Annotated in this window: 22 protein-coding genes, 1 tRNA gene and 2 pseudogenes; 18 read left to right on the forward strand and 7 right to left on the reverse strand. The window is 64.4% G+C overall.

Annotation, left to right across the window (positions count from 1 at the left end; genetic code table 11):
- Position 1 precedes the first annotated feature (1 nt).
- On the forward strand, positions 2-868 hold the full coding sequence (gene nrfD, locus F8D48_RS00620) for an NrfD/PsrC family molybdoenzyme membrane anchor subunit (protein ID WP_151429533.1): 867 nt from the start codon (positions 2-4) through the stop codon (positions 866-868).
- A gap of 124 nt (positions 869-992) precedes the next feature.
- Here nrfD and F8D48_RS00625 read toward each other — a convergent pair whose 3' ends face one another.
- A complete protein-coding gene (locus tag F8D48_RS00625; RefSeq protein WP_151429534.1) occupies positions 993-2,516 on the reverse strand; it encodes an ATP-binding protein in 1,524 nt (507 codons plus the stop codon).
- Between the two features lie 56 nt (positions 2,517-2,572).
- On the reverse strand, positions 2,573-4,117 hold the full coding sequence (locus F8D48_RS00630) for a vWA domain-containing protein (protein WP_240806153.1): 1,545 nt from the start codon (positions 4,115-4,117) through the stop codon (positions 2,573-2,575).
- A gap of 389 nt (positions 4,118-4,506) precedes the next feature.
- Here F8D48_RS00630 and F8D48_RS00635 point away from each other — a divergent pair, with 389 nt between their 5' ends.
- The 3 genes from F8D48_RS00635 (at position 4,507) to F8D48_RS00645 (ending at position 9,423) form a co-directional block, all read left to right on the forward strand.
- A complete protein-coding gene (locus F8D48_RS00635; RefSeq protein ID WP_151429535.1) occupies positions 4,507-6,909 on the forward strand; it encodes a hypothetical protein in 2,403 nt (800 codons plus the stop codon).
- Positions 6,910-7,423: 514 nt separating this feature from the next.
- Positions 7,424-8,692 carry a chloride channel protein gene (locus tag F8D48_RS00640; protein WP_151429536.1) on the forward strand — a complete coding sequence of 423 codons (1,269 nt, stop codon included), beginning with the start codon at positions 7,424-7,426 and terminating at the stop codon, positions 8,690-8,692.
- Positions 8,693-8,793: 101 nt separating this feature from the next.
- Complete coding sequence (locus F8D48_RS00645; protein ID WP_151429537.1) at positions 8,794-9,423, forward strand: GNAT family N-acetyltransferase; 630 nt, start codon at positions 8,794-8,796, stop codon at positions 9,421-9,423.
- A gap of 150 nt (positions 9,424-9,573) precedes the next feature.
- Here the strand turns inward: F8D48_RS00645 and F8D48_RS00650 are convergent, their stop codons facing one another.
- Together F8D48_RS00650 and F8D48_RS00655 are read right to left on the reverse strand one after the other, a co-directional pair.
- Positions 9,574-10,275: a response regulator transcription factor gene (locus F8D48_RS00650; protein WP_151429579.1), complete on the reverse strand. Its 702-nt coding sequence runs from the start codon at positions 10,273-10,275 to the stop codon at positions 9,574-9,576.
- Between the two features lie 423 nt (positions 10,276-10,698).
- Positions 10,699-12,507 carry an ATP-binding protein gene (locus F8D48_RS00655; protein WP_151429538.1) on the reverse strand — a complete coding sequence of 603 codons (1,809 nt, stop codon included), beginning with the start codon at positions 12,505-12,507 and terminating at the stop codon, positions 10,699-10,701.
- Positions 12,508-12,811: 304 nt separating this feature from the next.
- Between F8D48_RS00655 and F8D48_RS00660 the strand changes: the two genes are divergently transcribed.
- From F8D48_RS00660 to dmsD, 5 genes and pseudogenes are all read left to right on the forward strand, one after another.
- Positions 12,812-15,172: a molybdopterin-containing oxidoreductase family protein gene (locus tag F8D48_RS00660; RefSeq protein WP_151429539.1), complete on the forward strand. Its 2,361-nt coding sequence runs from the start codon at positions 12,812-12,814 to the stop codon at positions 15,170-15,172.
- Between the two features lie 4 nt (positions 15,173-15,176).
- On the forward strand, positions 15,177-15,749 hold the full coding sequence (locus tag F8D48_RS00665) for a 4Fe-4S dicluster domain-containing protein (RefSeq protein WP_151429540.1): 573 nt from the start codon (positions 15,177-15,179) through the stop codon (positions 15,747-15,749).
- Positions 15,750-15,905: 156 nt separating this feature from the next.
- A pseudogene (locus F8D48_RS00670) lies at positions 15,906-16,280 on the forward strand (4Fe-4S dicluster domain-containing protein); the annotation flags it as partial.
- 43 nt (positions 16,281-16,323) lie between these two features.
- Positions 16,324-16,620, forward strand: coding sequence for a 4Fe-4S dicluster domain-containing protein (locus tag F8D48_RS00675; protein WP_151429542.1), 297 nt, complete (start codon positions 16,324-16,326; stop codon positions 16,618-16,620).
- 113 nt (positions 16,621-16,733) lie between these two features.
- Positions 16,734-17,381, forward strand: coding sequence for a Tat proofreading chaperone DmsD (dmsD, locus tag F8D48_RS00680; protein ID WP_151429543.1), 648 nt, complete (start codon positions 16,734-16,736; stop codon positions 17,379-17,381).
- A gap of 238 nt (positions 17,382-17,619) precedes the next feature.
- Here the strand turns inward: dmsD and F8D48_RS00685 are convergent, their stop codons facing one another.
- Positions 17,620-18,138, reverse strand: coding sequence for a metallophosphoesterase family protein (locus F8D48_RS00685; protein WP_135971400.1), 519 nt, complete (start codon positions 18,136-18,138; stop codon positions 17,620-17,622).
- Positions 18,139-18,341: 203 nt separating this feature from the next.
- Between F8D48_RS00685 and F8D48_RS00690 the strand changes: the two genes are divergently transcribed.
- The 4 genes from F8D48_RS00690 (at position 18,342) to F8D48_RS00705 (ending at position 20,207) form a co-directional block, all read left to right on the forward strand.
- Entirely contained in the window at positions 18,342-18,692 is a 351-nt protein-coding gene (locus tag F8D48_RS00690; protein WP_151429544.1) for a CDP-alcohol phosphatidyltransferase, read from the forward strand.
- 38 nt (positions 18,693-18,730) lie between these two features.
- Positions 18,731-19,048 (forward strand): CDP-alcohol phosphatidyltransferase, encoded by a 318-nt coding sequence (locus F8D48_RS00695; protein WP_151429545.1) that lies wholly within the window; start codon positions 18,731-18,733, stop codon positions 19,046-19,048.
- Positions 19,049-19,205: 157 nt separating this feature from the next.
- Complete coding sequence (locus F8D48_RS00700; RefSeq protein ID WP_135971403.1) at positions 19,206-20,063, forward strand: Mrp/NBP35 family ATP-binding protein; 858 nt, start codon at positions 19,206-19,208, stop codon at positions 20,061-20,063.
- 68 nt (positions 20,064-20,131) lie between these two features.
- Positions 20,132-20,207: transfer RNA gene (locus tag F8D48_RS00705), tRNA-Ala, on the forward strand.
- 490 nt (positions 20,208-20,697) lie between these two features.
- Here the strand turns inward: F8D48_RS00705 and F8D48_RS12205 are convergent.
- Positions 20,698-21,639: pseudogene (locus F8D48_RS12205) on the reverse strand (recombinase family protein); the annotation flags it as partial.
- A 64-nt stretch (positions 21,640-21,703) separates the two neighbouring features.
- Positions 21,704-21,946, reverse strand: coding sequence for a helix-turn-helix domain-containing protein (locus tag F8D48_RS00715; protein ID WP_151429546.1), 243 nt, complete (start codon positions 21,944-21,946; stop codon positions 21,704-21,706).
- A gap of 162 nt (positions 21,947-22,108) precedes the next feature.
- On the opposite strand from F8D48_RS00715, the gene F8D48_RS00720 reads away from it, so the two are divergent.
- From F8D48_RS00720 to F8D48_RS00740, 5 genes are all read left to right on the forward strand, one after another.
- A complete protein-coding gene (locus F8D48_RS00720; RefSeq protein WP_114538707.1) occupies positions 22,109-22,312 on the forward strand; it encodes a helix-turn-helix domain-containing protein in 204 nt (67 codons plus the stop codon).
- Between the two features lie 70 nt (positions 22,313-22,382).
- Positions 22,383-22,787, forward strand: a complete 405-nt coding sequence (locus F8D48_RS00725) for a hypothetical protein (protein ID WP_151429547.1) — start codon at positions 22,383-22,385, stop codon at positions 22,785-22,787.
- Between the two features lie 164 nt (positions 22,788-22,951).
- Entirely contained in the window at positions 22,952-23,350 is a 399-nt protein-coding gene (locus F8D48_RS00730) for a hypothetical protein (protein WP_114538708.1), read from the forward strand.
- On the forward strand, positions 23,347-23,685 hold the full coding sequence (locus tag F8D48_RS00735) for a hypothetical protein (protein WP_151429548.1): 339 nt from the start codon (positions 23,347-23,349) through the stop codon (positions 23,683-23,685). Before F8D48_RS00730 ends, F8D48_RS00735 begins: the two co-directional genes overlap by 4 nt.
- Entirely contained in the window at positions 23,678-24,115 is a 438-nt protein-coding gene (locus F8D48_RS00740; RefSeq protein WP_114538710.1) for a Lin1244/Lin1753 domain-containing protein, read from the forward strand. Before F8D48_RS00735 ends, F8D48_RS00740 begins: the two co-directional genes overlap by 8 nt.
- Positions 24,116-24,202 lie beyond the last annotated feature (87 nt).

Raw genomic sequence — 24,202 nt, forward strand, 5'->3', positions numbered from 1 at the left:
AATGGTTTGGGGATCTATGATCGCATGGTACCTGTTCTTGGCGGGTGCATCCGCCGGGGCCTTCCTCACTTCGGCCTTTGTGGAGGCGAAGTACCCCGATAGCGTGAAGATGCGCGTCGCAGGCCGCATTATCGCGCCGATCTTCCTCGGCATCGGGCTGCTCATGCTCATGCTGGATGCGGAGGCGGGGCTGCATAACCCGCTGCGCTTCTTCTACCTGGTGATGAACCCGGGTTCCGTAATGACCCTCGGCGTGTACTTCATCTGCGTGTTCATGCCGGTATCGGTGGTTGCCGCTCTGCTTGAGGTGCTGCGCCGTCCCGTGCCCAAGGGGCTGACCTGGGTGGGCATCGTGTCCGCCTTTTGCGTGGCCGCCTACACGGGTTTCCTGCTGGGCGTCGTGAAGGCCTATCCGCTGTGGAACAACGCCATTCTGCCGGTGCTGTTCGTGGTGTCGGCCCTCTCGGCCGGTCTTGCCGCCACGAGTTTGGTGGGTCTGGTGACCGACCGGGAGCGTTTCGAACACATGTGGCTCATCAAGAAGAGCCATGTGATCCTGTCGGCCATCGAGATGGTGGTGCTCGTGACCATGCTCGTCATCGTGAGCTCGGGCAGCGCCGAGGGCGCCGCATCGGTGGCCTCGCTGGTGTCGGGTCAGTACGCGCCCATGTTTTGGGGCGGCCTGGTGCTGCTCGGCCTGGTGGCGCCCTTCGCCATCGAGGGATACCCCGTGTTCATCACGCGGAAGGTGGAGACGTCCACCACGTCCATGGTGGTGAGTGTCATCGGCGAGGGCGGTGTACTCGTGGGCGGCTTCATGCTGCGCCTGCTGGTTATTTTGGCGGCCCTGCCGGTGGTGTACCTGTAGACCCTTCAATGATGGGGCCGGGACACCTTACCGGGTAAAGTGCCCCAAAGTGTCCCGGCCCTCGAATCCTGCACAGTGGGACACCTTACCCGGTAAGGTGTCCCACTTCTATCGGGGTGCGCCCCTACTCCTCTTCCAGGGTGATGCGGTCGATGCGGGCGGCCAGGTCGCTGCCGCGCTCGTAGAACTGGAGGTTCTGGTTGTGGGCGAAGTAGCGCTCGCAGCCGTGGTCGTTGATGAAGGCCATGCCGGCGCGGTTGACCGATAGGTCGGTTACCAGCATGAGCATCTCCTGGCCCTCGCCGAAGGCCTCTTCCACGAACCTGAACACGTTGTCCAGGGCGGCTGCGGCGTCATCGATGCTGCCGTCCAGCGCGTCCAGCCGCGCATTGAAGCGCTCCCGCAGCAGGTTGAACGTGGGCCCCTCCGGTCGTTCGGCCCCGGTGCGCAGTACCTCGTCCAGCAGGCCGATGGCCCGCTCGAAGGAGCGATAGCGCTCCTCGGTAAGCAGGCTCGCGGCCCGCTCCGTATCGCGGTCGTGGGCGAGGGCGGTGGCGGTGGCGCGCATGAGATCGGCCCCGTTGCCATCCTCTGCCACGCCTGCGGTAGCCAGGCGCGCCTTCAGGTCGGCCAGCACGCCGTGGGTGAACGCCGCGGCCTTCTCTTCCATAACGGCTTGGCGCAAACGGCCCACCGTGGCATCCACGATGAGCCCCATGACGGCCACGCGCTCGTCGAAGGGCGCCCGCCGTGCCCGCTCGGCCAGGCCCGTATCGGCCGTGCCCTCGAGAATGCGGTCGATCTGATAATCGCTGCGATACTTCGTGAACAGGTCGTAGTACATCGCGAACCGCTTCGCGATGTCGCCGTTCTGCACGTACTGTTCCACGAGCAGCTCGTCGACGGCCAAGCCCTGGGCCTCGTAGAGCTTGATCATGGCCGACAGGTCGTCCCAGCCGCGGGCTGTGACGAAGGATGCGCCGTCGGGCGTGGCCTCCACGGCGTAGAAGTGGTTGCGCTCGATATCGAGGTAGGTGATGACGGCCGGGTGCACTTCCGCCGACACGGCGAATTCGCGCCACACATCGTAGTCGGGCTCCACCTCGATGCGCTTCAGGCGGTCCCAGGTGGCGATGTCGAAATCGTGGGCCGTGCGGTTGTACTCGGGCGGGTTGCCCGCGGTCACCACGATCCATCCGTCGGGCACGGCATGGCGGCCGAACACCTTGTACTGCAAGAATTGCAGCATGGCCGGGGTGAGGGTCTCCGACACGCAGTTGATCTCGTCCAGAAACAGGATGCCCTCGGGACGGCCCGTGGATTCCATGGCCTCGTAAACCGAGGCGATGATCTCGCTCATGGTGTACTCGGACACCTGGTATTCCACGCCGCCATAGGTCTTCGTGGCGATAAAGGGCAGCCCTAAGGCGCTTTGGCGCGTGTGGTGGGTCATGGAATAGGACACGAAGCCCACTTCCAGCTCCTGGGCGATCTGCTCCATAATGGCCGTCTTGCCGATGCCCGGGGCACCAAGCAGAAACACTGGGCGCTGCCGGGCGGCCGGCAGCCGGTAGTTGCCGAACTCGTCCTTGGTGAAATAGGCCACCATGGCGTTCTTAATCTGCTGTTTCGCTTCGCGGATGTTCATAGGGGGCTCCTTTACGGACGGCGGTTCGTGAAATGGCGGCGAGGGAAGAGCTATGGTCAGAGGGGCTCCTCTTCTAATACGAAGGTCTCGTCCAAAACGACTTTCATGGCCCACGGAGGCACCGGGGCGCTGGCGGCGGCATCGTCGGAATCGAGGAAAACGAAGGCGGTCTCAAAGGCGGGGCGCCGGGCGGGATAGGTGCCCTGGCCGTCGGTGAAGTAGAGGAGGCCGCCGAGGTCGTTTAGCTCGCCAGCTGCGAGGGCTTCGTCCACGTAGGCGAACACGGGACGGAAATCAGTGCCCCCCAGGCCCTTGATGACAGGATTTTCCAGGTAGTCTTCCAAATCGCGCAGGCAGGTGATGCGGGCCACGTCGGTCACGGCGGCGTCGCACTGGATGACGAGCACGTTCATCTTCGAGAAGAAATTCGTCTCGTCGGCGAGGATAGAATAGGTGCGCTCGATGAAGCGCCGCACGAGGCCGTCTTTGGTGGAGGCCGAGGTGTCGATGGCGATGACGAAGTCGCGGATGCGCTTCTCCTCGGCGAATTCCACCGGCTCCACGAGGGGCAGGTTGCCGTACAGCTGAAGGCCGTAGGTGTAGAAGACGTAGTCGAACTCGTCGTCGTTCACGCGAATTTGCTCGCCCATGCGGGAGAACTTGCGCAGGAAGGCGCGGTAGTCGTGCTTCTCGCGGGTGACCTTGCGCAGGTTCATGGCCAAGTTCGAGCCCTCGATGCCCCACAGCTTCGCGTAGGCGTCCAGCTGAACGCCCATTTCCAGGGCGGCGTTCTCCCATTGCTCGCGGGAGCGGTCCAGCTGCACCGTGTCGGCGAAGCGCTCGCCGATGGCCCGGGCGGCGTGCTCGGGGGCCTCCTTTTGGGTGATGTCGGCGGCATCCATGGCCCGGTGGGCCTTGTGGCTGTAGGGAACGTCGGCGGCCTCGTCGGGAATATCCATATCGGTGCCGGGGGTATCGGCCGCGCCGGCGGCGGCTCCGCGTTGGCCCGTGCCCTCAGCCGCCTCGCCCTCGGCCCGGGTGCCGTCGTCTCCCTCGGCCACGGTGACGGCGTGCCAGGGGCGATGGTCGTCCACGGAGAAGCGAGCTGCGAGGCGAGCAAGTTCCTCGGCACTTGTGCCCGCAGCACGGCGCTCGCGCAGGGCCGCGTAGACGCGCTCGGCGGTCATAAGGCCGGCTTCTTCGGCCATGCGCTCTAGCTCGGGGCGCGAGGCGGCGGCCGTTGCCGTGCGCGTAGCGGGAAGATCCAACTGGTCGATGACCGATTCCACCACCATATCGCAGGCGATGTCCCACAAATCGGGCTCCACATTCGCGCCAGGATACAGGTGCAGGAACACATTGTGCAGCACCACGTGCAGGTAGGAGCGGGTGGCCTCGGCGCTGTCGCGGGCATAGGTGCGGGCCCAGATGGCCGGGTCGAAGCGCAGGTGGGCGCCATCGGTGGCGAGGGTGGCGCCGGGAGTGGGCAGGGGAACCAGCCGCGCGAAGGCGGCGCTCATGAAGCGCAGGTTCACCAGAAGGCCGTTGCGCACCAGGTCGAGCGCATCGCAGGCCAGCGCCTCCATCTCGCGTTCGTGCACCGTGCCCCACTCCTCTCGCCCTCGCGCGCCGCGCCGCGCCCCTCTCGCCCTCGCGCGCCGCGCCGCGCCCCTCTCGCCCTCGCGCGCCGCGCCGGGCTCCTCTTGCAAGGAGAGCACTCTCGACTTTTCTGGCCAAAAAAGCTTCGAGTGAGCTCTTTCTCTCGTGAAAAGCAGAGAAACGAAGCCTTCTTTGCGAAATCTGGCGACAAAACAGGGCCAAAATCGCACGAGAACGCCGTTTTGCGGGTCAAGAGCGCTCACTCGAAGCCTTTTTGGCCAGAAATCGGCAAAGTGCTCTGTCGTTGTGCCGTTTCGTGGCGTAGTGTAGCATGGGGCGCACACGGGGTAAACAGCCTGCGAGCATCGGAATTGGGAAGGTGCACAAAACTATGGACGGTAATGCTCTGGTCTTTCGCGACGCAACTTCTTCCATCGACAATCTCATTGCGCGGGCGCAAGAAAACCCGCTGGCGCTCTCGCTGGCCGATGTGATCCTGGAAGAGCCAGGCCACGCCATTGAGGGCGAGAACTGGCGCCCGCAGCTGGCCCCCTACAAGCCCTGGGTACACGATGCGGCCCTGGACGAGACTGACGAGCTTGATGGCACCGACGGCGATCTGCTGATCGTAGGCGCTCTTGGCATGGGCATCTCAGATGAGGAGCGCATGGCGCTGATCGGCGACGCGCTGCGCGGGGAGGCGGCCGGCGCCGCCGGGGACGAACGGCCGCTCACGCCCCACGAGCTGTGGACGCTCGGGCAGACGCCCCGCTGGATTCCGCCCCATGAGCGTGAAACATCGCAAAACCGTGAAACACTTGAAAATAACCGTGGAACAACAGATACATGCCGTGAAACAAATTTGGCAGCCTGTGAAACATCAGGAATATTGCGTGAAACATCGAGCGAAGCTGACGAAGCACCGAGCGATCCCTATGGAGTGGCGGCCACTGACTATTTCGCTACCATGGTGCCGGTGCAGGTGCGCCGCGACGGTGGTGGCTTCGCCCTGTCGGCCGTGCACCTGTCGGCTTTGGCCGACCATGGGCTTCCCAGCGATCAGCTTATCGTGGCGATACCGGCGTTCATCGACGGGGTGCCCGTGGTGCGCATCGCGTCGGAGGCCTTCGCCCGGCGCTTCACGAGCGGGGCATCGGTGCGGCTGCTCGTGGTGCCCGACACGGTGGAGGTGATCGGCGCCCAGGCCTTCGGGTCAGTGTGCGCCGAGGTGGTGTACTTGGGCGCGGGCGTGCGCGTGTACGACCCGGCGCCGCTGGACTTGGCGCTGCCCAACCCGCGGCTGACGGCCCGGCGCTACCGGGTAAGCCCCTCCAACGAGCGCTTCGTCGTGGTCGGGGACTGTTTGCTGGAGCGAATTGGGGCCGCTTCGTCCTCGAGCGTTGGGGTTGCCGCAGGTAACGCGGACGGGGGAGGCGGCAACATCGGCGATTGCCCCATCAATGGTGCAATCGGGCGGCGCACTGCTGTCAGTGGAGGCCCCGTGGCCGATGACGACGGGAGCGTTTTCCGCCTGTTGTTTGCGGAGGCGCCCTATGGCGAGCGGCTTGCCATGCCCGATGGCGTGCAGATCGTGGGGCCGGCCCTGCTGGCGAAGGGGGTGACCCCTCCCCACGTCATCGATGCTCCGGCATCGCTGGTCCGTGTTGACGGCGCCGTGCCTCCCGAGACCGTGTGGCGTGGCGACGACCCGGCAGCCCTTGCCCGGGTGGTCGCGCGCTGCGGCGGCCGCGTGACCGACTTCCAGGCAGTGGACGATGCGCAGTGCTGGTACGGTTTCGCCGCGCCCGCGCCCATGGCTGCGCCTGACAACTGCGACGCGGCCGTTGCCGGCTCCCCGCCGGCATCATTTGCGGCCGCTTCAGCGTCGCCCGCCTCCCGCGAAGCCCATCTGGTGGCGGGGCCGCCGGCGCCCGATTCGGTGTCGCGCCAGTTCTCGTCTGCGGCCCACGCGCGGATGCGCGGCGCGTCCGACGTGTCGGCTCGGGAGGCGGCGGCCAGCGCGGCCAGCGCCATGGTGGCGCCCGTGTCGGCGGCCGACCGTCTGGCGCTGCCCCGGACGGTAGAGGGCGCCCCGCTCACGGTTGTTGCCGAGCGGGCCCTCATCACGGCACCGGCCACCCTTGCCATCCCCGACACCGTGCGCGCAGTGCGCGACGGCAACGCCTGCAAGGGCACGCGCAAGCTCATGCTGTCCGAGGGCCTGCGCACCATTGGCGCCCACTGCTTCTGCTCGCGCACACTGGCGGGGCCGGTGCTCATTCCTGCTAGCGTTACCAGCATCGGCGAGGGCAGCTTCGAGTACGCCGTGGTGCGCCTGGCTGCGGCCGATGTCGTGGTGCACATCACGTCTGACCAGCTCATGAGTTGCTTCTTGGCCACGCCCGACGACGGCGTTCCCTTCGACTTCGCCCGCTACGACGATCAGCTGCTCACAGGTCGCGGCCTGCCCGATCACCTGGGGGCACTGCTCCATCGCCTGGCCGCCCCCTTCCGCTTAGCGCCCGCGATGCGCGACCGTATCGTGGAAGCCCTGCGCGAGCGGGCGGTCGAGGCGTGCCAATACGTGGCCCGCGAGGGGGACATCGCCATGGTGCGGGCCCTCGCCGACGCCGGCTTCCTCGATGACGGCGATCTCTTCGACCGTCAGATCGAGCGCCTGCGCGCCAGCAACCGCACCGACTGCGTCCTGTTCCTCATGAACTGGCAGCACGACCGCACCGAGGCCGCCCGCGCCACGGCCCCCCAACGGGCTCGCGACCGCTTCGCGCTGTAGATGCCGACTTGATCTCCGGAGGTGCACTGCGTGGCAAAGTGCTTCGCAGATCAACGGCCGCAAAATACCGATCTGATCGCGAAAAACGATGTTTTTGGCCGTTTTCTCGTGATTTCAAACCGACTGCAACGGAAAGCTGCCCCGAAGTGATGATGCGCCCGTTCGTATCGTCGATTCGCGCCCAGAACTGCATTATGCACCCCCTTTCGGGAGAGAAATAGCCCCGAAATAGCGATGCGCCTGAGCGCACCGGTGTTTTGCGCCCAAAAAAAGCACGCCCTTCCGGCGAAAGCGGCCCTTATCCGCTAAAGTGGATATCGCACATGAGGAAACAACGGCGCGAAGACAACGGCGCGAAGACAGCTGCGTGAAGACGGCTGTGCTCAGGCGGCACAGGCGCCATCGCCGGGACAGGGCTGCGCGGGTAACAGCAAGGAGCGGCAAACAACAAGAGGCAGGCGCGGAGCGGTAAGCGACAAGCATCATCCGATACGGGGCAGAAGAGGGGGCGGTTGTGGGAAAACTGGCGGCGAAAGCGGGGCGCGGGGCGCTGTTCGGGGTGCTCACGGTGGCGCTCGGCGGGTTTGCGGGGGCCTTTGCCTGGGCGTTCTTCTTTCTCATGAACCTCGGTATCGATCTTCTGTGGGTGAAGGCCCCGGCTGCCCTGGAGGCTCAGGGGCTTCCCGCCGTCGTGTATCCGCTGGCGTTCTGCCTGGCGGGCGGTGCGATCATCGGGCTCTTCCAGAGGCGATGCGGGGCCTATCCCGAAGATATGAACACGGTGATGGCCCAGGTGAAGGCCACGGGCCGCTACGAGTACCGCCATCTGGGCGCATCGTTTACAGGTGCGCTGCTGCCGCTTTTGTTCGGCGGCTCCATCGGCCCCGAGGCGGGGCTCACGGGTGTGATCGCGGGGCTCGCCACCTGGGTGGGCGACAAGATGCGCTTCATGGGGTCGCAGGTGCGCGAGCTGTCGCAGGTGGGCGTGGCGGCCGTGGTGTCGGCCACGTTCTCGGCGCCCCTGTTCGGCCTGGCTGCGCCTCTGGCGGGGTATGCCGACGAGTCTGCGGGAGCGGCTCCGTCGACCATCGAGGTGCCCCGGGCGACGAAGCTGGTTGCCTACCTGCTCGCCATCGCCGGGGCCCTGGGGGCCATGGTCGGGCTCGGGTCTCTGTTCGGCCAAGGAGGAGGCCTGCCCCATTTCTCCACCATCGCCATTGGCGCTTTGGAACTGGCCTGGGGCATTCCCCTTGCGTTGCTGGGGGCTGCGGCCGGCTGGCTCTTTCACGGCAGTGGCCGGATCGTGCGCGGGCTGGCCAGCCGCCTGGGGGATCGCCCCGTGGCGAAGGCGGTGGCGGCCGGAGCGTTCCTCGGCGCCGCGGGCGTCGTGCTTCCCTTCACGATGTTCGCCGGCGAGGCCCAAACCGAGCAGCTCGCGGCCACGTGGACCACGTTCAGCGCGGCGGCCCTCATGGCCACGGGATTCCTGAAGGTGATCGTCACCCAGGTTTGCCTGGGCCTGGGCTGGCGCGGCGGCCACTTCTTCCCGATCATCTTCGCTGGTATCGCCATCGGCTACGGCGCCGCGGCGCTCACGGGCGTCGATCCCGTCTTCGCCCTGTGCGCCGCCACTGCCGGCCTGACTGGCTGTGTCATGCGCCAACCGCTCATGACGGCGCTGCTGCTGTTTCTGGTGTTTCCCGTGAAGGCCGCCTTCGTGCTTTTGGCCGCCGCGGCCATCGGTGCCCTCGTTCCCGTGCCGAGAGGCTGGCTGGAACGATAGCGGCCGCACCCCAGGGAGAGACCTTGTGCGGGCCGGCGTTTCATCCCGGCGTGGTAGAGTGGGCGAAGAGCATTCAACGCGGAGAAGAGAGGGGTGGAGCGATGCTGGAAGTGCGCAAGGCGCGAGTCGATGAGCTGGATGCGGTTTTCGACTTTTACGGGCAGATGGCTGACCAGATGGAAGGCACCGACTTCGACGTGCAATGGCGGCGCGGCGGCCATCCGTCCGCAGAGCTTCTGCGAGAGTCGGTGGCGGCCGGCCAGGTGATTCTCGGCGTGCTCACCGGGGATGCCGAAGGGGAGGACGTGGAAGCGGATGCGTGCGCCTCGGGTGCCGGCGGGGCTAAGGGCGCCCGGGCCGAAGGCGGCAAGGGCGCTGCCGGTTCCCATCCCGTCATCGCGAGCGCCATGGTGGTGAACCACGAGGGGTCGCCCGGCTACGAGGCGGTGCCCTGGGCTGTGGATGCAGCGCCCGAGTGTGTGGGCGTGCTGCACGTGGTGGCCACGCTGCCGGCCTATCACGGCCGCGGTTTCGCGCGACAGCTTCTGACCCAGGGCATTGAGATTTCCCGCGCCGATGGGCTCGCGGTTCTGCGCCTGGATACCTTCCCCCACAACAAGCGGGCCCGCAGTCTCTACGAATCCTGCGGCTTCGAGGATCGGGGCGACTGGACCGTGTACTACCCGGCCCTCGGCGACATCCAGGTGTCCATGTACGAGCTGCCGCTGTAAGTTTAGCGAGGTGGCGGGGCCTCGCGTGATGGAGGCTTGGGTGGTGGGGCCTCGGATGATGGGGGCTTGGGCCCGCACCGTTTCCGAGGGTCTCCCCGCAGGCCGTGCCGCTTTCCGGCTGCGGGAGCGGCCGCCGCACAGCGACGTCTTCTACCTGCAGGCCTCCGGGTCCAGGCGGTAGCCGATGCCCCAGACGGTCTCGATGATGCGGGGCTCGGTGGGGTCGGCCTCTATCTTGGCCCGCAGCTTCTTGATGAACACGGTGATGGAGCTGGTCTCGCCCACGAACTCGGGGCCCCAGGCGGCTTCCACTAGCTGCTCGCGGGAGAGCACGGTGCCGGGGCTCGCGGCCAAGGCGGCCAATATCTTGAACTCCTTCGGGGTGAGCGCCACGGGCCTGTCGCCGAGAGTGGCCCGGTGCTGGGCCATATCCAGCGAGAGGCGGCCCACGGCGATGGTGCCGCTGGCCGGCGCGGTGGCGGGGCGCATGGCCGCGCGGCGCAGGTGCGCCTCGATGTGCATCATGAGCTCGCGGGGGTCGAAGGGCTTCACCATGTAGTCATCGCCCCCAGCGGCAAATCCCACGCCCTTGTCCACGATGTCGCCCTTGGCCGACAGGAAGATGACCGGCACCGTGACGCCCCGGGCCCGCAGCTCGCGGCAGGCGGTGAAGCCGTCCATCTTCGGCATCATCACGTCCATGATGACAAGGTCGGGCGCGATCCTCCCCTCGAGCGCCAGCGCGTCCGCGCCGTTCTCGGCGTAGGCGAACTCATAACCGGCGCCCTCTACCATGTCGCGCACCAGCTTCTCGATGCGCGGCTCGTCGTCGACAAGCAGAATCTTCGCCATCATCGTCCTCCTTCGTCACGGGTTGCGGTGGGAGATGCGTTGAGGCCGTCGCCCCTCTGCGCCTGTGCCCCAAAAGTGCGATGTGATCGTGCGCAGAGCGTTTTTGGGGCAAGAAACCGGGATGAATTACCGCAGCGGGCTTTCTTTCTGCCCCGAATGTGCGATACGACCGTTCACATCGCGCATTTGCGACGCAATCTCGCGCAAAGGGGGGCCGCCGAGGGGTTCGCGATGCCCCGAATGTGCGATACGACCGTTCACATCGCACATTTGCGACGCAATCTCGCGGAAAGGGGGCCGCCGAGGGGCCTGCGATGCCTCGAATGCACGATGGACGCGGTCGCATCGCCCGTTCGGGGCTTTGGGAGCGTTGGGAGCATCGAGGGCATTGGAGGCTAACGGGGGAGGGCTGTGGCGCGCTTCTCACTCTTCCTCCTCTTCCGGCACGGGCACGGCGGGAATGCGCACGGTGAAGGTGCTGCCCTCCTTCACACGGCTCTCCACGGCAACGGTGCCCCCGTGCAGCTCGGTCAGGTCCCGCACCACGGCGAGCCCGAGCCCCGTGCCCCGATAGCGGCGGTTGGCCGACTGGCCCGCCTGCTTGTACAGCTCGAAGATCTGATCCAGGTCCTCGGCGGCAATGCCCATGCCGTCGTCGCTCACCCGCATCACGATCTCGCCGTCCCTCGCGTCGCCACCGTCCCCCGCGCTGTCGCCGTCCCCCGCGCTGTCGCCGTCCCTCGCGTCGTCGCCATCCCCCGCGCCGCCCTCGCTGGCTTCGCTGCCCGTGGGCTCGAACGTGATGGCCAGGTCCACGAAGCCGCTGCGGTGGGTGTACTTGATGGCGTTGTCCACGAGGTTCTCCAGCACGCGGCGCAGCTTCTCCCAATCGGCCATGGCCAGGGGCACGTCGGGGGCTACCGAGCAGGTGAGTCGCACGTCCTTGGCCGCGGCGATGGGGGCCAGGGCCTTGCGCACGAACTGGGCCAGGTCCACGAAGTCCACGGGCTCGGGCACAAGCTCGTCCTTCTGGGCCGCGTGCTTGGAAATGACGAGGATGTTGTTCACCATGTTCAGCAGCAGGGTGGCATTCGACTCTATCTCGGCCACGGCCTCGCGGGTCTTGGGCGCCAGGCTCTCATCGCCGTTCAGGATGCGGGCGTAGGCCAGGATGCTCGTGAGCGGCGTGCGCAGCTCGTGGCTCACAATGGCGAAGAACTCGTTCTTGTAGGCCACCTCCTCGCCGAGGCGGTCAAGGGCTGCCTTCAATTCCCGTTTCTGGTAGTTGAGCAGGTCGTTCAGTACCATGAGATCATCGGTCTTGGAGCGCACCTGGCCTTCCAGGTCGGCATAGAGCGCCTCCAGGTCGCGGGCCATGCGGCCGAACTCGCCCGAGAGCTCGGTGATCTCGTCACGGGGCCTGGCCCGGGGGTCGGGCACCGCAAGCGTGTAGTCGAAGTCGCCCTCGCCCACGGATTTCGCCGCCGCGCGCAGGGCATCGATGGGCCGCAGCACCAGCCGGCTTGTGACGAAGTAGAGCCCGGCGAAGGCGGCCACCATCATGAACAGCACCATGACCACCTGCTGCACCATACTGTTCTGGATGCCGGCGGCGTAAATGTCCATGGGCTCGGTGATGGACATGGCACCGCCCACCTGCCCCACGGCCATGCCCTCCTTCGGGTAGCCGTACTGATCCGGCTCGCCGACCGGTTCGCCGTGGCATTCCAGGCATGACTCGGTCACGTACAGGGGCTCGAGGTAGCGGAACACCCGCTCGCCGTCGGCGCCGGCCATGACGCGCCAATAGGCCTTCAGCTCCGGGTCGGCATTGAAGGCGGCCAGGGCTTCCTGCTCGAAGGCGTCCGGGGCGTTGGCCGCCTGGCGGGGCGTGTCGTTGGTGAAGCGGATGGAATAGTCGGTTTCCGTGGTGAACAGCATGGAAATGGACTTCGCCGCCACCACGCATACGAGGTGCTTCGTGCGGAAGCTGCCGTCCTCGGCGCGGTTGATGACGTTCTGGTTCCTATCGACGAAGTCCCAGGCGGCCCGCATCTCGGCGGCCAGAACCTCGGCCTTCTCTCGGGCCTCGTTCTCAGCCTGGGCGTTTTGCAGCGACAGGTTCCACAGGATATCGACGCCCATGAGCGCAACCATGATGACGCCGATGGATACGGCGATTTTGAAGCGTATGCCGAAGCGGAACGAGCGTTCCGACGGTTGTTGCGCCATGGATCCCCTCCTTGCCAACCACCCTATTATGCCCGATGGGGAGGGGCGCGGGAATAGCTGATGGGGAAGGTAATTCTTTTTTAATATTTGTCCCGAATTCTTAATGGAAAGTTCCCTTCCCGACCATTGCGACCGATCCTCGGCAGCGGCACAATGGGCCTGTGCGCTGGGGGTCTCGGTCGAGGAGGGCCGCCGCCCCGCAGACAGCGCCCCTCGGTGATGCGCGTCGCAGTCGGCGCGACGGACGGTGGGGGGCTGTCGGCACAGCGCCGCGAGGAAATCCTATCTGAGGGAGGAGAGTTCTATGACGAAGAACAGCGAACGCGCCGCAGACGCCACGCTCACCCGTCGCGCCTTCGTGGGGGCCGCGGCCGCCACGGCAGCCGCCGCGGGCCTGGCCGGGTGCGCGCCTGCGGCCACCGACGACGCGCCCGCCGAGGAGGGGCTGCCCGCGACGGGCGAGGATCCCTACGAGGGCGCGGAGATCTTCTATTCCACGTGCCCGCCGGAGTGCCAGCATCACAACCTCAAGGGCTATGTGGTGGACGGCAAGCTGGTGAAGGTGGAGTCTTCCGAGCTGAACGACTGCGCTGCCTGCGGCCGCGGTATCGCCCGCGCCTACATGACCAACGACCCGGAGCGCCTGACGGTGCCGCTGCTGCGCGACGGGGACAAGGGCTCGGGGAAGTTCAAGGAAATCACCTGGGACGAGGCCTTCGACCTCATCCAGCAGAAGTTCGACGAAGCCATCGCCACCGACGGCGTGGAATCTATCTGCTACGTGACCGGCTCCGGCAACTTCGGGGCCATGCACGGCCCGGTGGCCAACGCCTTCTTCGCCCATCTCGGGGGCGCCTCCACCACGGTGGGCAGCCTCTGCTGTGCGGGCACCACGGCGGCCATCGTGCCCATCTACGGCCAGCGCTTCCTCGATTGCCGCAATCAGATCGAGAACTCCACCTACTGTGTGATCTGGGGCAACAACCCGGCCATCTCCAAGCAGGGCTACTTCCAGCGCTTCGAGAAGGTGGTGGAAAACGGCGGCAAGCTCGTGGTCATCGACCCCATCTACACCGAATCGGCCGCCAAGGCCACCGACTGGATCGCTCCCTGGCCCGGCACCGACGCGGCCTTGGGCCTCGCCATGCTGAAGACCATCGTGGACGAGAAGCTCTATGACGAGGAGTTCCTGCTGGCCCACACCTGCGCCCCCTGCCTTGTGGACAAGGCCACGGGCGCGCCGGTGCTCGAGAGCGCCGAGGACCCGGCCTCGTTCATGGTGCTCGACACGGCCACCGGCACGGTGGTGCGCCACGACGCCCCCAACATCACGGCCGCCCTCACCCTGGAGGGCACGCCCCAGGCCGAACAGTACAGCACCGAGTTCGAGCTCATCTACGCCAACGCCGCCCCCTGGACCGCCGAGGCGGCCGAAACGGAGTGCGGCGTGCCCGCGGCCGACATCCAGCGCATCGCCCGCGAGTACGCAACCGCCGAGCACGCCATGATCGTGCAGAACATGGGCGGCTTCATGCGCACCGAGAACGGCACCTACGCCACGGCCGTAGGCGCGTACCTGGCGGCCTTCTGCGGGCAGGTGGGCCACGTCGGCGACGGCGTGTCCGATGCCGGCGGCATGAACGAGGTGAAGACCGGCGCCCCCATCCCCGTGCCCGAGCTCGACCATAAGGTTCCCGCCATTCCCCGCTTCAAGTTCGGCGAGGCGGTGCTGGCCGAAGATCCGCTGAAGGTGAACGTGCTGTGGTCCATGACCGGCAGCCCCATGACCCAGTGGCCCAACACCACCATGGTGAAGGCGGCCCTGGAGGCCATTCCCTTCGTGGTCACCGTGGAGCACTGCCTCACCTCGACGGCCCTCTACTCCGACCTGGTGCTGCCCTGCACCGGCATGTTCGAGATGGAAGGCGTGCTGGCCAACGCCCGCTCCCACTGGGTGCAGCTGGTGGAGAAGGCCGTGGACGGCCCCGGCCAGTGCAAGTCCGACCTGGAGATCTTCACCGAGCTCGCGAAGCGCTACGGCTTCGGCGACGCCTTCGACGTGCCCATGGACACCCTCATCAGCAATGTCATCGAGCCGACGGGCATCACCCTGGAGGAACTGAAGGAGAAGAAGGCCATCGACGTGGTGGGCCCCGACTACATCCCCTACAAGGACGGCGAGTTCCTCACCCCCTCCAAGAAGGCCGAGTTCTGGGTGGCCGCTTGGAAGGAAGAGGGCTTCGACCCCATCGTCACCTACGCCCGCTCCGAGGAGGACGCCCGCAACGACAACGAGCTGGCAAGCAAGTACCCGCTGTTCGCCGTGCAGCAGAAGACCTATCGCGGCGTGCACTCCACCTTCCACGCCCTGCCGTGGATGGACGAGATCTGCGACACCGAGCCGCACATCCTCATCCATGCTGATGACGCGGCTGCTCGCGGCATTGCCGACGGGGACGCCGTGGTGGTATTCAACGATCGCGGCGAGCACCGGGGCATCGCGCGGGTGAACAAGCTGCTGAAACCCGGCGTGATCGGCCTGCAGAACGGTTGGTGGGAGCAGCAGGGCGGCTCGTCCAGCTACGTGACCAACGACAAGTGGAAGACCCTCGGCGGCACCCACTGCTGCAACCAGACTCTCGTCGACGTGAAGAAGGAGGCGTAAAGCCATGGCCATCGGATTTTGGATGAACAACAAGAACTGCTACGGCTGCAAGACCTGCTCCATCGCCTGCAAGAGCGAGAAGCAGCTGGATCGCGGCGTGCTGCTGCGCACCGTGACCGAGATTCGCCAGGACGACCCGACGGCCTTCGCCTTCCTCTCCATGGCCTGCAACCACTGCGAGGAGCCGGCCTGTGTGGAGATGTGCCCCGTGGGCGCCTACACTAAGCTGGAAGACGGCACGGTCATGCAGGATCACACCGTGTGCATCGGCTGCAAGACCTGCATCTCGGCCTGCCCCTACGGCGCTCCCAGCTATGATGAGGCGACGAGCACCACGTTCAAGTGCGACGGCTGCTACGACCGCCGCCAGCGCGGCGAGCTGCCCGCCTGCGTGGCCGCCTGCCCCGGCGCGAACCTGGCCCTCGATGAGATGGACGCGCTGCAGAGCGCTCACGCAGCCGATATTGTGTCCGACGAGAATTCCGGCACCAAGCCCAACTTCGTCATCACCGTGGATGCGGCGCTTTCCGAAGAGCCCGACGACACCGTCGTCGCCGCAGCCGCCGAGAAAGCCTAAGGCTCCCCCGTCGGCAGCAGACCGGCGACACGCCGACGGCACGCCAGCGGCGGCCCGTCGGCAAGCAAGCCCTCCCAACGGTGCCCCGACCCTTCGTCGGGGCACCGCCCTTTCGAGGCATGGCTCTCAGGAAGCGACCCGGCGGAAGTTCCCCAGGGCGCTATCGACAAGGACCTGGACACCGGCGAGGTGAAGAGCGATCCGGAGAAGTGCATCGGCTGCGGCACCTGCACCATGAGCTGCCCCTACAGCGCCCCGAAGGTGGCGGAGGCCATGAAGTCCGTGAAGTGCAACATGTGCGCCGAGCGCGTGGCCGAGGGCAAGCAGCCCATCTGCGTGGAGGCCTGCCCCCTGCGCGCCCTGGACTTCGGCGACATCGAGGAGCTGCGGGCCACCTACGGCACCGACGCGGAGATCGCGCCTCTGCCGGCGGCCAGCGAGAGCCAGCCGAACCTGGTCATCACCGTGCCCGTTGATGCCAAGCCTGCAGGCGCCTGCCGGAGTCTCGCCGACTTCCTTAGGCGCACCTGAGTGGGGTAGAATGGCAGCGACGGTTTCAGGGGCTTAGGAGAGAATGGGCGCCGTGCAGTACGGGTTCCACTTCAACGGCCGGCGGTGCGACGGGTGCACCGAGCCCATCGCCGCCGGGAGCGCCCCGGTGTGCGCGGAGGCCTGCCCTTTGCGGGCGTTGGGCTTCGGGCCCATCGATGAGGTGCGCGAGCGCTTCGGGGACCGGGCCGACCTGCCGCCTCTGCCCGAGGCGACGGTCACCGCGCCGCACCTGGCCATCACGCTGCCCGTCTGCGCCGAGGCCGATCCCGGTCGCGTTCGCGCCGAGGGCCGCGTGCAGAACGGCCGCGAGATCGTATAGGGAAGGGGGCGTCGCGTCCTGCCCCGGGAGGGGCGCGGTGCCGTCGAGGAAAGAGGGCCCGAGCCCGGTCAGAGTGGCCGAGCCTGCGGGCAAGCACAAGAGAGAGGGAAGCCATGACCGAAGCTACTGAGCCTGTGGACGCCATCGTTTTCGCGGGGGCGAGCCTGGCGCCGTTTTTCCTGAACGACCCCCGCACCGGCGATGCCGCCGATGCCTTTGCCGCCCTGGCCGAGCTGGATGTGGCCGCTGCGGCTGCGCAATGGCCCTTCGCCGGCGATGAGATCGCTGCGGTGGAGGGCGCCCTGGCCGCCATGAAGGAGGGCCTGGCCGCCGGCGCCGACCACGATGACGTGGTGTGGGAGTACCGCCGCCTGTTCGTAGGGCCGGGGCATCTGCCCGCGCCGCCCTGGGGCTCGGTGTACACCGATCGCGAGTGCGTCGTCTTCGGCGAGAGCACCCTGGCCCTGCGGGCGTGGATGCGCGCCGTGGGCGTGGAGCGCCTGGCCGACGAGCGCACTCCCGAGGATCACATCGGCCTCATGCTGGCTCTTTTGTCCTTCCTTGCCGCCGAGCGGCCCGAGCTGGTGGACGACTACCTGCGCGACCATCTGCTCACCTGGGCGCCCCACTATCTGGAGGCCCTGGAAGAGGCGGCCGAGCAGCCCTTCTACGTCGGTCTTGCCCGCTTGACGCGCCTCACCCTGGTCGGCCTCCAGCGGGAGCGCGGCCTGACAGTCGAGCTCCCGCGCTTCTACCGCTAGGGCGCCAGCGTTCCATGGACGGCTTCGCCCCTTGCCATAAGCGAGATCACCCTGGCGCTCTTCACCACCCTGGCGCCGTCGGGAGCGATGGCCTACCTGCTCATGAGCCTGCCCGTGCTGACGGGCCGCGCCACGGGGGAGGAGGCCGCCGCCTTCGTCGTGCTGGGCCTCGCCGGCGTGGTTGCGGCCTTCTGCGGCGTGCGCGCCCACAACTCTCGCCGACGCTTGGCGGCTGCCCTTACACCTCCAGCAGCACCTTGCCGTCGAGGTTCTCGATCCACGTGTGCAGCACGCGGCCCTCTGCCACATCCATCTTCGCGATGGTGCGGCCGAAGTCGCTGCGGGGGCGGAACACCGCGCCGGGACACATATATATAGCCGCGGGCCGCGCCTCGGGCCCGACGATCAGCTCCGGCACATGGGTGTGGCCGTGCACGATAACGTCGGGAATGGGGTCGCCGGGGCCGAGGCCCCGCGAGGCACCCCCGCGGTTCACGCGCACGTCACCGGGCTTGTGGCCCACGAGGAACTTCACGCCCCCGATCACGGGCCGGGCGAAATGGTCCACGGCGCTGCCGTATTCCGCGAAGTCGTTGTTGCCGAGCACGGCGGTCACGGGGGCCAGGGTTTCCAGCTCTCGCAGAATGGCGGGGCCGCCGATGTCGCCGGCATGGATGATGTGGTCGCAGTCCGCCAGGGCCGCGTAGGCCGCCGGGCTCAAGGAGCCGTGGGTGTCCGAGATGATGCCGATGCGCATGGGGCCTCCTGTTTTTTTGGGGAGCGTTCGTTCTTGCAACGATAATAGCCGTTTTTGCGCAGCAAAGTCGAAGCAAAACGCTTATAAATTATCGGCCGCGCGCCCTCGTTGACGCAGCGTCCCTGCTATGATGGGGGTACCAGGCGGGGAGTACCGTCGATGGGCGGCGCCCCCGCGCGAATCCGCTCGAGAGAGGACGTCCCATGGGTAAGAAAATCGACGAGGCGCTCGACATCGCATATGAGGATATGCCCACCTACCTGCACGCCAACCACTCCGTGTACATGGAGACGCCCGCCGGGCTGTACTATCTCACCGACGTGAACGACCGCTACTGGCGCGTCCAGGACACCGAGCGCTTCAACGAGAAGGGCCACTACATCGACTGCAGCCCGCTGGTGCCCACTATCGGCGAGTTTCTGGAGCTGCCCTACAACGACGAGGGCCATACCATCAAGGGCGTCTTCGCCGAGGCCACCTTCTATCCATCAGGCGATGGGAAGGAAATCGTGGAGGTGGAAAACGCCGCCGATGCCGAGGCCGCCGAGGAGTAGAATCAGCGGCATCCACCCGCGCGAGAACAGGAGCACCCATGGGAAAGAAAGACGTTGAGGCCCTGGACATCACCTTCGACGAGCTGCCCACCTACCTGCACACGAACCACTCTCTGTATATGGAAGTGGCCGACGGCCTGTACTACCTCACCGATGTGAACGACCAGTACTGGCGCGCGCAGGACACCAACCAGTTCAACGAGAAGGGGCACTACGTCGACTGCAGCCCCCTCGTGCCCACCATCGCCGAGTTTCTGGAGCTGCCCTTCCACGAGGGTAAATCCGTGCGCGACCTGGCTGAAGAGGCCACCTTCTACGCCTCGGGCGACGGCAAGGACATGCCCGAGGACCTCTAGGGGGCGTCGCTGTCGGCCCTCAGGGGCCCGACTCCGCCCAGCCTCTCGCAACCCCCGAGGAAATGCACCCTGCACCTCGGGGGTTGTGCTATGATGCCCCACGAACTATCTTGGTTGCGAATAATGCAACCGCCTGAGAAGAGAGAAAGAAGGAATCATGGCAGAAGAATGCTCCCACGAGTGCTCCAGCTGCGGCGTGTCCGGCTGCGGAGACCGCACTGCTGAGGCGGGCCCCTCTACGCTGGAGGCCAATAAGCGCTCCAACATCAAGCACGTGGTGGGCGTGGTGTCTGGTAAGGGCGGCGTGGGCAAGTCCCTCGTCACGAGCCTGCTGGCCTCCGAGATGAACAAGCGCGGCTACAAGGTGGCCATTCTGGACGCCGACATTACCGGCCCCTCCATTCCGAAGTCCTTCGGCGTGGATGCCCGCCTGACCGGCGATGCCGACGGCATCAATCCCGCCGCCTCCGCCAGCGGCATCAAGCTCATGTCCGTGAACCTCATGCTGCCCGAGGGCGACATGCCCGTGGCCTGGCGCGGTCCGGTGGTCTCCGGCGCCATCAAGCAGTTCTGGCAGGAAGTGAACTGGGGCGACGTGGACTACATGTTCGTCGATATGCCTCCGGGAACCTCGGATGTGTTCCTCACCGTGTTCCAGTCGCTGCCCGTGGACGGCATCGTCACCGTGTCGGCGCCCCAGGAGCTGGTGGCCATGATCGTGGGCAAGGCCGTGAACCTGGCCCGCTCCCTGGAGGTGCCCGTGGTGGGCCTCGTGGAGAACATGGCCTACTTCAAGTGCGACGACTGCGGCAAGGAGCACCATATCTTCGGCGAGCCCCAGGGCGCGGCTGTGGCTGAGAAGTACGCCATCCCCGCCGTGGCCACCCTGCCCATGGACCCGAACTTCGCCCGTTTGGTGGACGAGGGCCGTGTGGAGGCCTACGACGTGGAAGGTGCCCTGGACGGCATCATCGAGCAGGTGGAGAAGGCCGCTGCCGAGGCTGCCGAAAAATAGCAAAAACTTTTTCAAAAAAGTACTTGCGCCCCCGACCCGTTGTGCTATTATATTCCTCGCACTTTTACGGGGCCTTAGCTCAGCTGGGAGAGCGCATGGCTGGCAGCCATGAGGTCAGGGGTTCGATCCCCCTAGGCTCCACCATAGGAGAATTAGACGAACACCGTTTTAACTGGTGTTCGTCTTTTTTTGGCGGCGTGAAATTGTCGCCGTAATAGTCAAAGGCGAAGTACAACCGCACTTCGGCTTTGTCGATCTGCACCGCCCGCACAAACATTGTTAGGATTTCTTGCGGGTTCATTTCTTCGGCTACATTGTCTAGCCAGTCCATCAATTCCGAAAAGCCCGGTTCAATGTTTTCATTGGCCTTGGCTATCTGATATTCGGTTTCCAACGCATCTTTGCGGGCTTTCAAATCCTCAATGCGTCCTTTGCCGCCCGGTGGCGCTATGCCGTCTTCTATGGCTTGCCAGATTCGTTCAAACGCGGCATCAATCCTTTTTATTTCCTTGCGTAGGCGCTCGCTTTCAAGCGGCGCATCTTCCATAGTGGCTTCATAGGTTGCCATGCCGTCGGCAATGCGCTTGCGCACGTCGGGGCGCTCTAGGGCGCATATGGTCATGTCAACTATGGCATCTTCCAAAATGTCGCGTCTGAAAGTGCGCTTGCACTTCTTGCACTTGTAATAGGCATAGACCGTGCCGCTTTTGCCGGTGCCGGACGTTCCGGCAAGAGTGTTGCCGCACTCTGCGCAATACAGCTTGCCGGTTAGCGGCCATTCTGCGGCGTGGTCTACGCGGCGACGCGGGCGCGGATTTCCTAAGATGCTTATTAGCATATCTTGTTCAGCTTTCGGCCAGAGCGCGGGCATTCCACCTTCAACCACGTGCCCGGCGTAGCTATACGTGCCGCCATTTTGCGGGCGCAACAACAGCTTCTTAGCGCGATCATGGTTAATGGGCTTTCCCTGACGTGTGCGCACGTTTGCAACAGCCCTGACCACTTCGGCGATTATCGAACCTGCAAACACCATGTTTTTCATTTTGTGCAGCACCGCAGCTTCGCGGTCATTGATAACGTAGCGCCCTTCTACAATGTCCCAACCGTAGAGCGTGCGGCCATTCGCCATGCACCTTTGCACGTTCTTCTGTATGCCGTCAATGATGCGTTCGCTGTCTATGGCGCTTTCCCATTCGGCCAGCACTTCGAGCATTCCCAATTGCAGCACGCCAGCCGAACCGCTGGCGATTTCCTCACCGGCGTAGAGTATTTCAACACCGGCTTTGCGCAGCATGATGCGCGTTAGCGCCATTTCGTCACGGTTGCGCATGATGCGCGGCACCTTGTAGATCACCACATAATCAAACAGCCCTAACCGGGCATCGTTCATCATCTGTTTGTATTCGCGCCGGTCAGTGTTGCGCCCCGTCTTGGCGTAGTCCGCATATATCTTCACCAGTTCAAGGCCGTTTTCAGCTATGTAGCGGGTGCCAGCGTCAACCTGTATTTCGATGCTTTCCGACCGTTGGTTGTGTGACGAAAAGCGGGCGTATATAGCCGCTCTACGTTTGACCATGATAAAATCACCTTGCCTATTTGGTATTGCCCCGCGCCAGCCGTCAAACCTGCGCGGGGTTTTTCTATTGTTCGGGAATCGTGATTGTGTCCGACAGACCAAGAATGAAATCAGCGGAGCAATGAAGCAGGTTAACTAGCAACCTGATTTCCTCACCATTGGGCGCACGTTTCCCGCTTTCCCAACGTGAAATAGTCTGCTTATGCACGCCGATTGCTTCCGCTACTTGATCTTGATTCAAGCCAGCGGCTTTGCGTGCAATCGCTATACGCGAACCAATCAGGCGTTTTACATTTTCGTTATCCATTTGCCTAACCTTTCCCGCTTGTGAGCCTTGCGGATAATTGTATACAAAATATTGTTGACGCGCTAGACCGTTCGGCTTATTATCTAAACCACAAAGTAAGCCGTTTGGTTTATTTTGGAAACACAAAGGCTTATACGAGCAGAAAGAAAGGGGGTAGGAATTATGGGCAACTATCGCAAAGCACGCGAGCGCAAGGGCTATACCGCCCAAGAAGCGGCAACGCGCCTTGGCGTATCCATCACCACGCTTGGTTCATGGGAGAACGGGAAAACGTCACCCACTGCGCAACGCCTGATTCAGCTTTGCAAGTTGTACGAATGCACGGCAGACGAATTGCTAGGCATCGTGCCTTTTGCAGCAGCTTAACGGGCATCGGTCTAGCGCGTTGGTTCTAAGAAAGGAGAAAAACCAATGACCAAACCACGACCGAAAGCGAATGTTAACCACCATGAAAACCAGCGCTAAAACCTTTGGTTTTGATAATGGTTACCGACCGCGAGGGCGGCAAGCTGGATGCAACGCAAGCGGCTTTCTTTCAAAGCCTTGCAACCGCTTTACGATGCCGCCACAAAAACGAAGCAAGCGCACGGCTGGAACCCGCACGCTTGCACGTCAAAAATGCTGGCCGCAATTTGACGAAGAAATCTTAGCACGTTGGCCGCGCCTTTGGCAGCGCATTGCCGTTATGGCTTTCCTAGCGCTCACAATGTCCGGCATCTTGCCCATGGCCGTTGCCACCTTCCAAATCTGGCTTGGCGACACCTACGGGCTTTGGCTGACGGCTCTTTGCATCGTCGTTGACGCTGCCGTGATCGTGTGGCTGGTGAAGCGCTATGCCTAAAGCCACATTCGAGCGCGACAAGCGCGGATTCTGGACGGCCTACATTGAGCAGGGCGGCGGTGTGCGCGTTCGCCACCCGTTGCCGGTGCCGTTCACTGCCACGTATGAGCAAGCCCGCTTCGCCTTTGATTGCTTGCTGGCACGCCTTGAAAGGCAGCACCGCTATGAACGTTGATGACTACACGCAGCCCGTGGAAGCCGTCATAGCCCAAGAACGCGCCTTTGTGTTCCCGGTGCCGCTCAAAGCTGAAAGCTACCGCGAGTTGTTCAACGAGTGGTTGCGGGTCAATCCCAAGGCGGCGCACGAAATCGAGTTGACGGCGCTTGCCATCCACCGGCGCGGCTTGCGGGTGTCCACGAAGTACCTAATTGAGCGCGTGCGATACGAGAGCGCTTACAGGCTTGTAGCGGTGCCCTACACCGACCAGCACGGCATCACGCACCACTACAGCATCAACAACACAGTTACCCCGCTGCTTGCGCGGTGGCTGCTTGAAAACAACCCCGACTTGCGCATAGAGACGCGCAAATCAATGTTCGACAGGAAGGACGAAAAGAAATGATGACCAACACGAAGAAAGCCAAAGAGCGCATCACGGACACTTTCGCGCTGCTTGATTGCGTGGGTGCCGATGTTGCCATAGTCAACGCCGATACCGGCGAAACCATCAAGCTTGATTCAACGGCGCTGTTCGCCGGTCTGCAAGCCGGTTTGGTTCTCGCGGCGGCGATCATCGAAGAACCCAAGTTGACCGAGCAGCGCCAAATGGCCGCTGTCACCGGCAGCATCAAGCAAGCTGGCGCAATCTACCTTCGCCGCAAGGACAGCAAGCACGACGAGGTAGCCGCGAGGGTTGCCGCAATGCACGCCGAAGCAGAGGGGCGCGAAGATGCCTAACGCAAGCGAACTTGCGCAAGACCGCTTGGCGTACTTCCCGCACGATTCCAACGCGTCCAATGACATTAAGTGCCAGCGCCTTATCAGGCGGCTTGGTTGGAGCGGTTACGGGCGTTGGTGGCGCGTGTGCGAACTTCTGGCATCCAACAAAGGGCACGTAATCCCGTTCAGCACCGAAGAAGATAAGTTGATTCTGGGTGACGTGCTGCAATTCGGCGACGGCTCCAACTTCTGCGAACTGCTTTGCATCGAAGAGGTTACGGCGTTCGTAGATCAGTTGCTAAGCATCGGGCTTTTGCAGACCGATGAAAACGGGTGCTTGGAAAATCCCCGGATGCACGAAAACGCGCTTAGTTTCGGCAAGAAACGTGCAGCCGGACGCAAGGGCGGCAGACCGCGCAAAAACCCACAGCCAAACCAAAACGCCTGATAGACCCATGAAAAGCGCGAGAACGAAAACCACACGGAAAACCTAGGGTTTCCGATATGCAAAGCCGACCATTAAAAAACTGCGAAA

Origin of the sequence: Adlercreutzia muris, assembly GCF_008831045.1 — a bacterium.
In the GTDB taxonomy this organism is placed as follows: domain Bacteria; phylum Actinomycetota; class Coriobacteriia; order Coriobacteriales; family Eggerthellaceae; genus Adlercreutzia; species Adlercreutzia muris.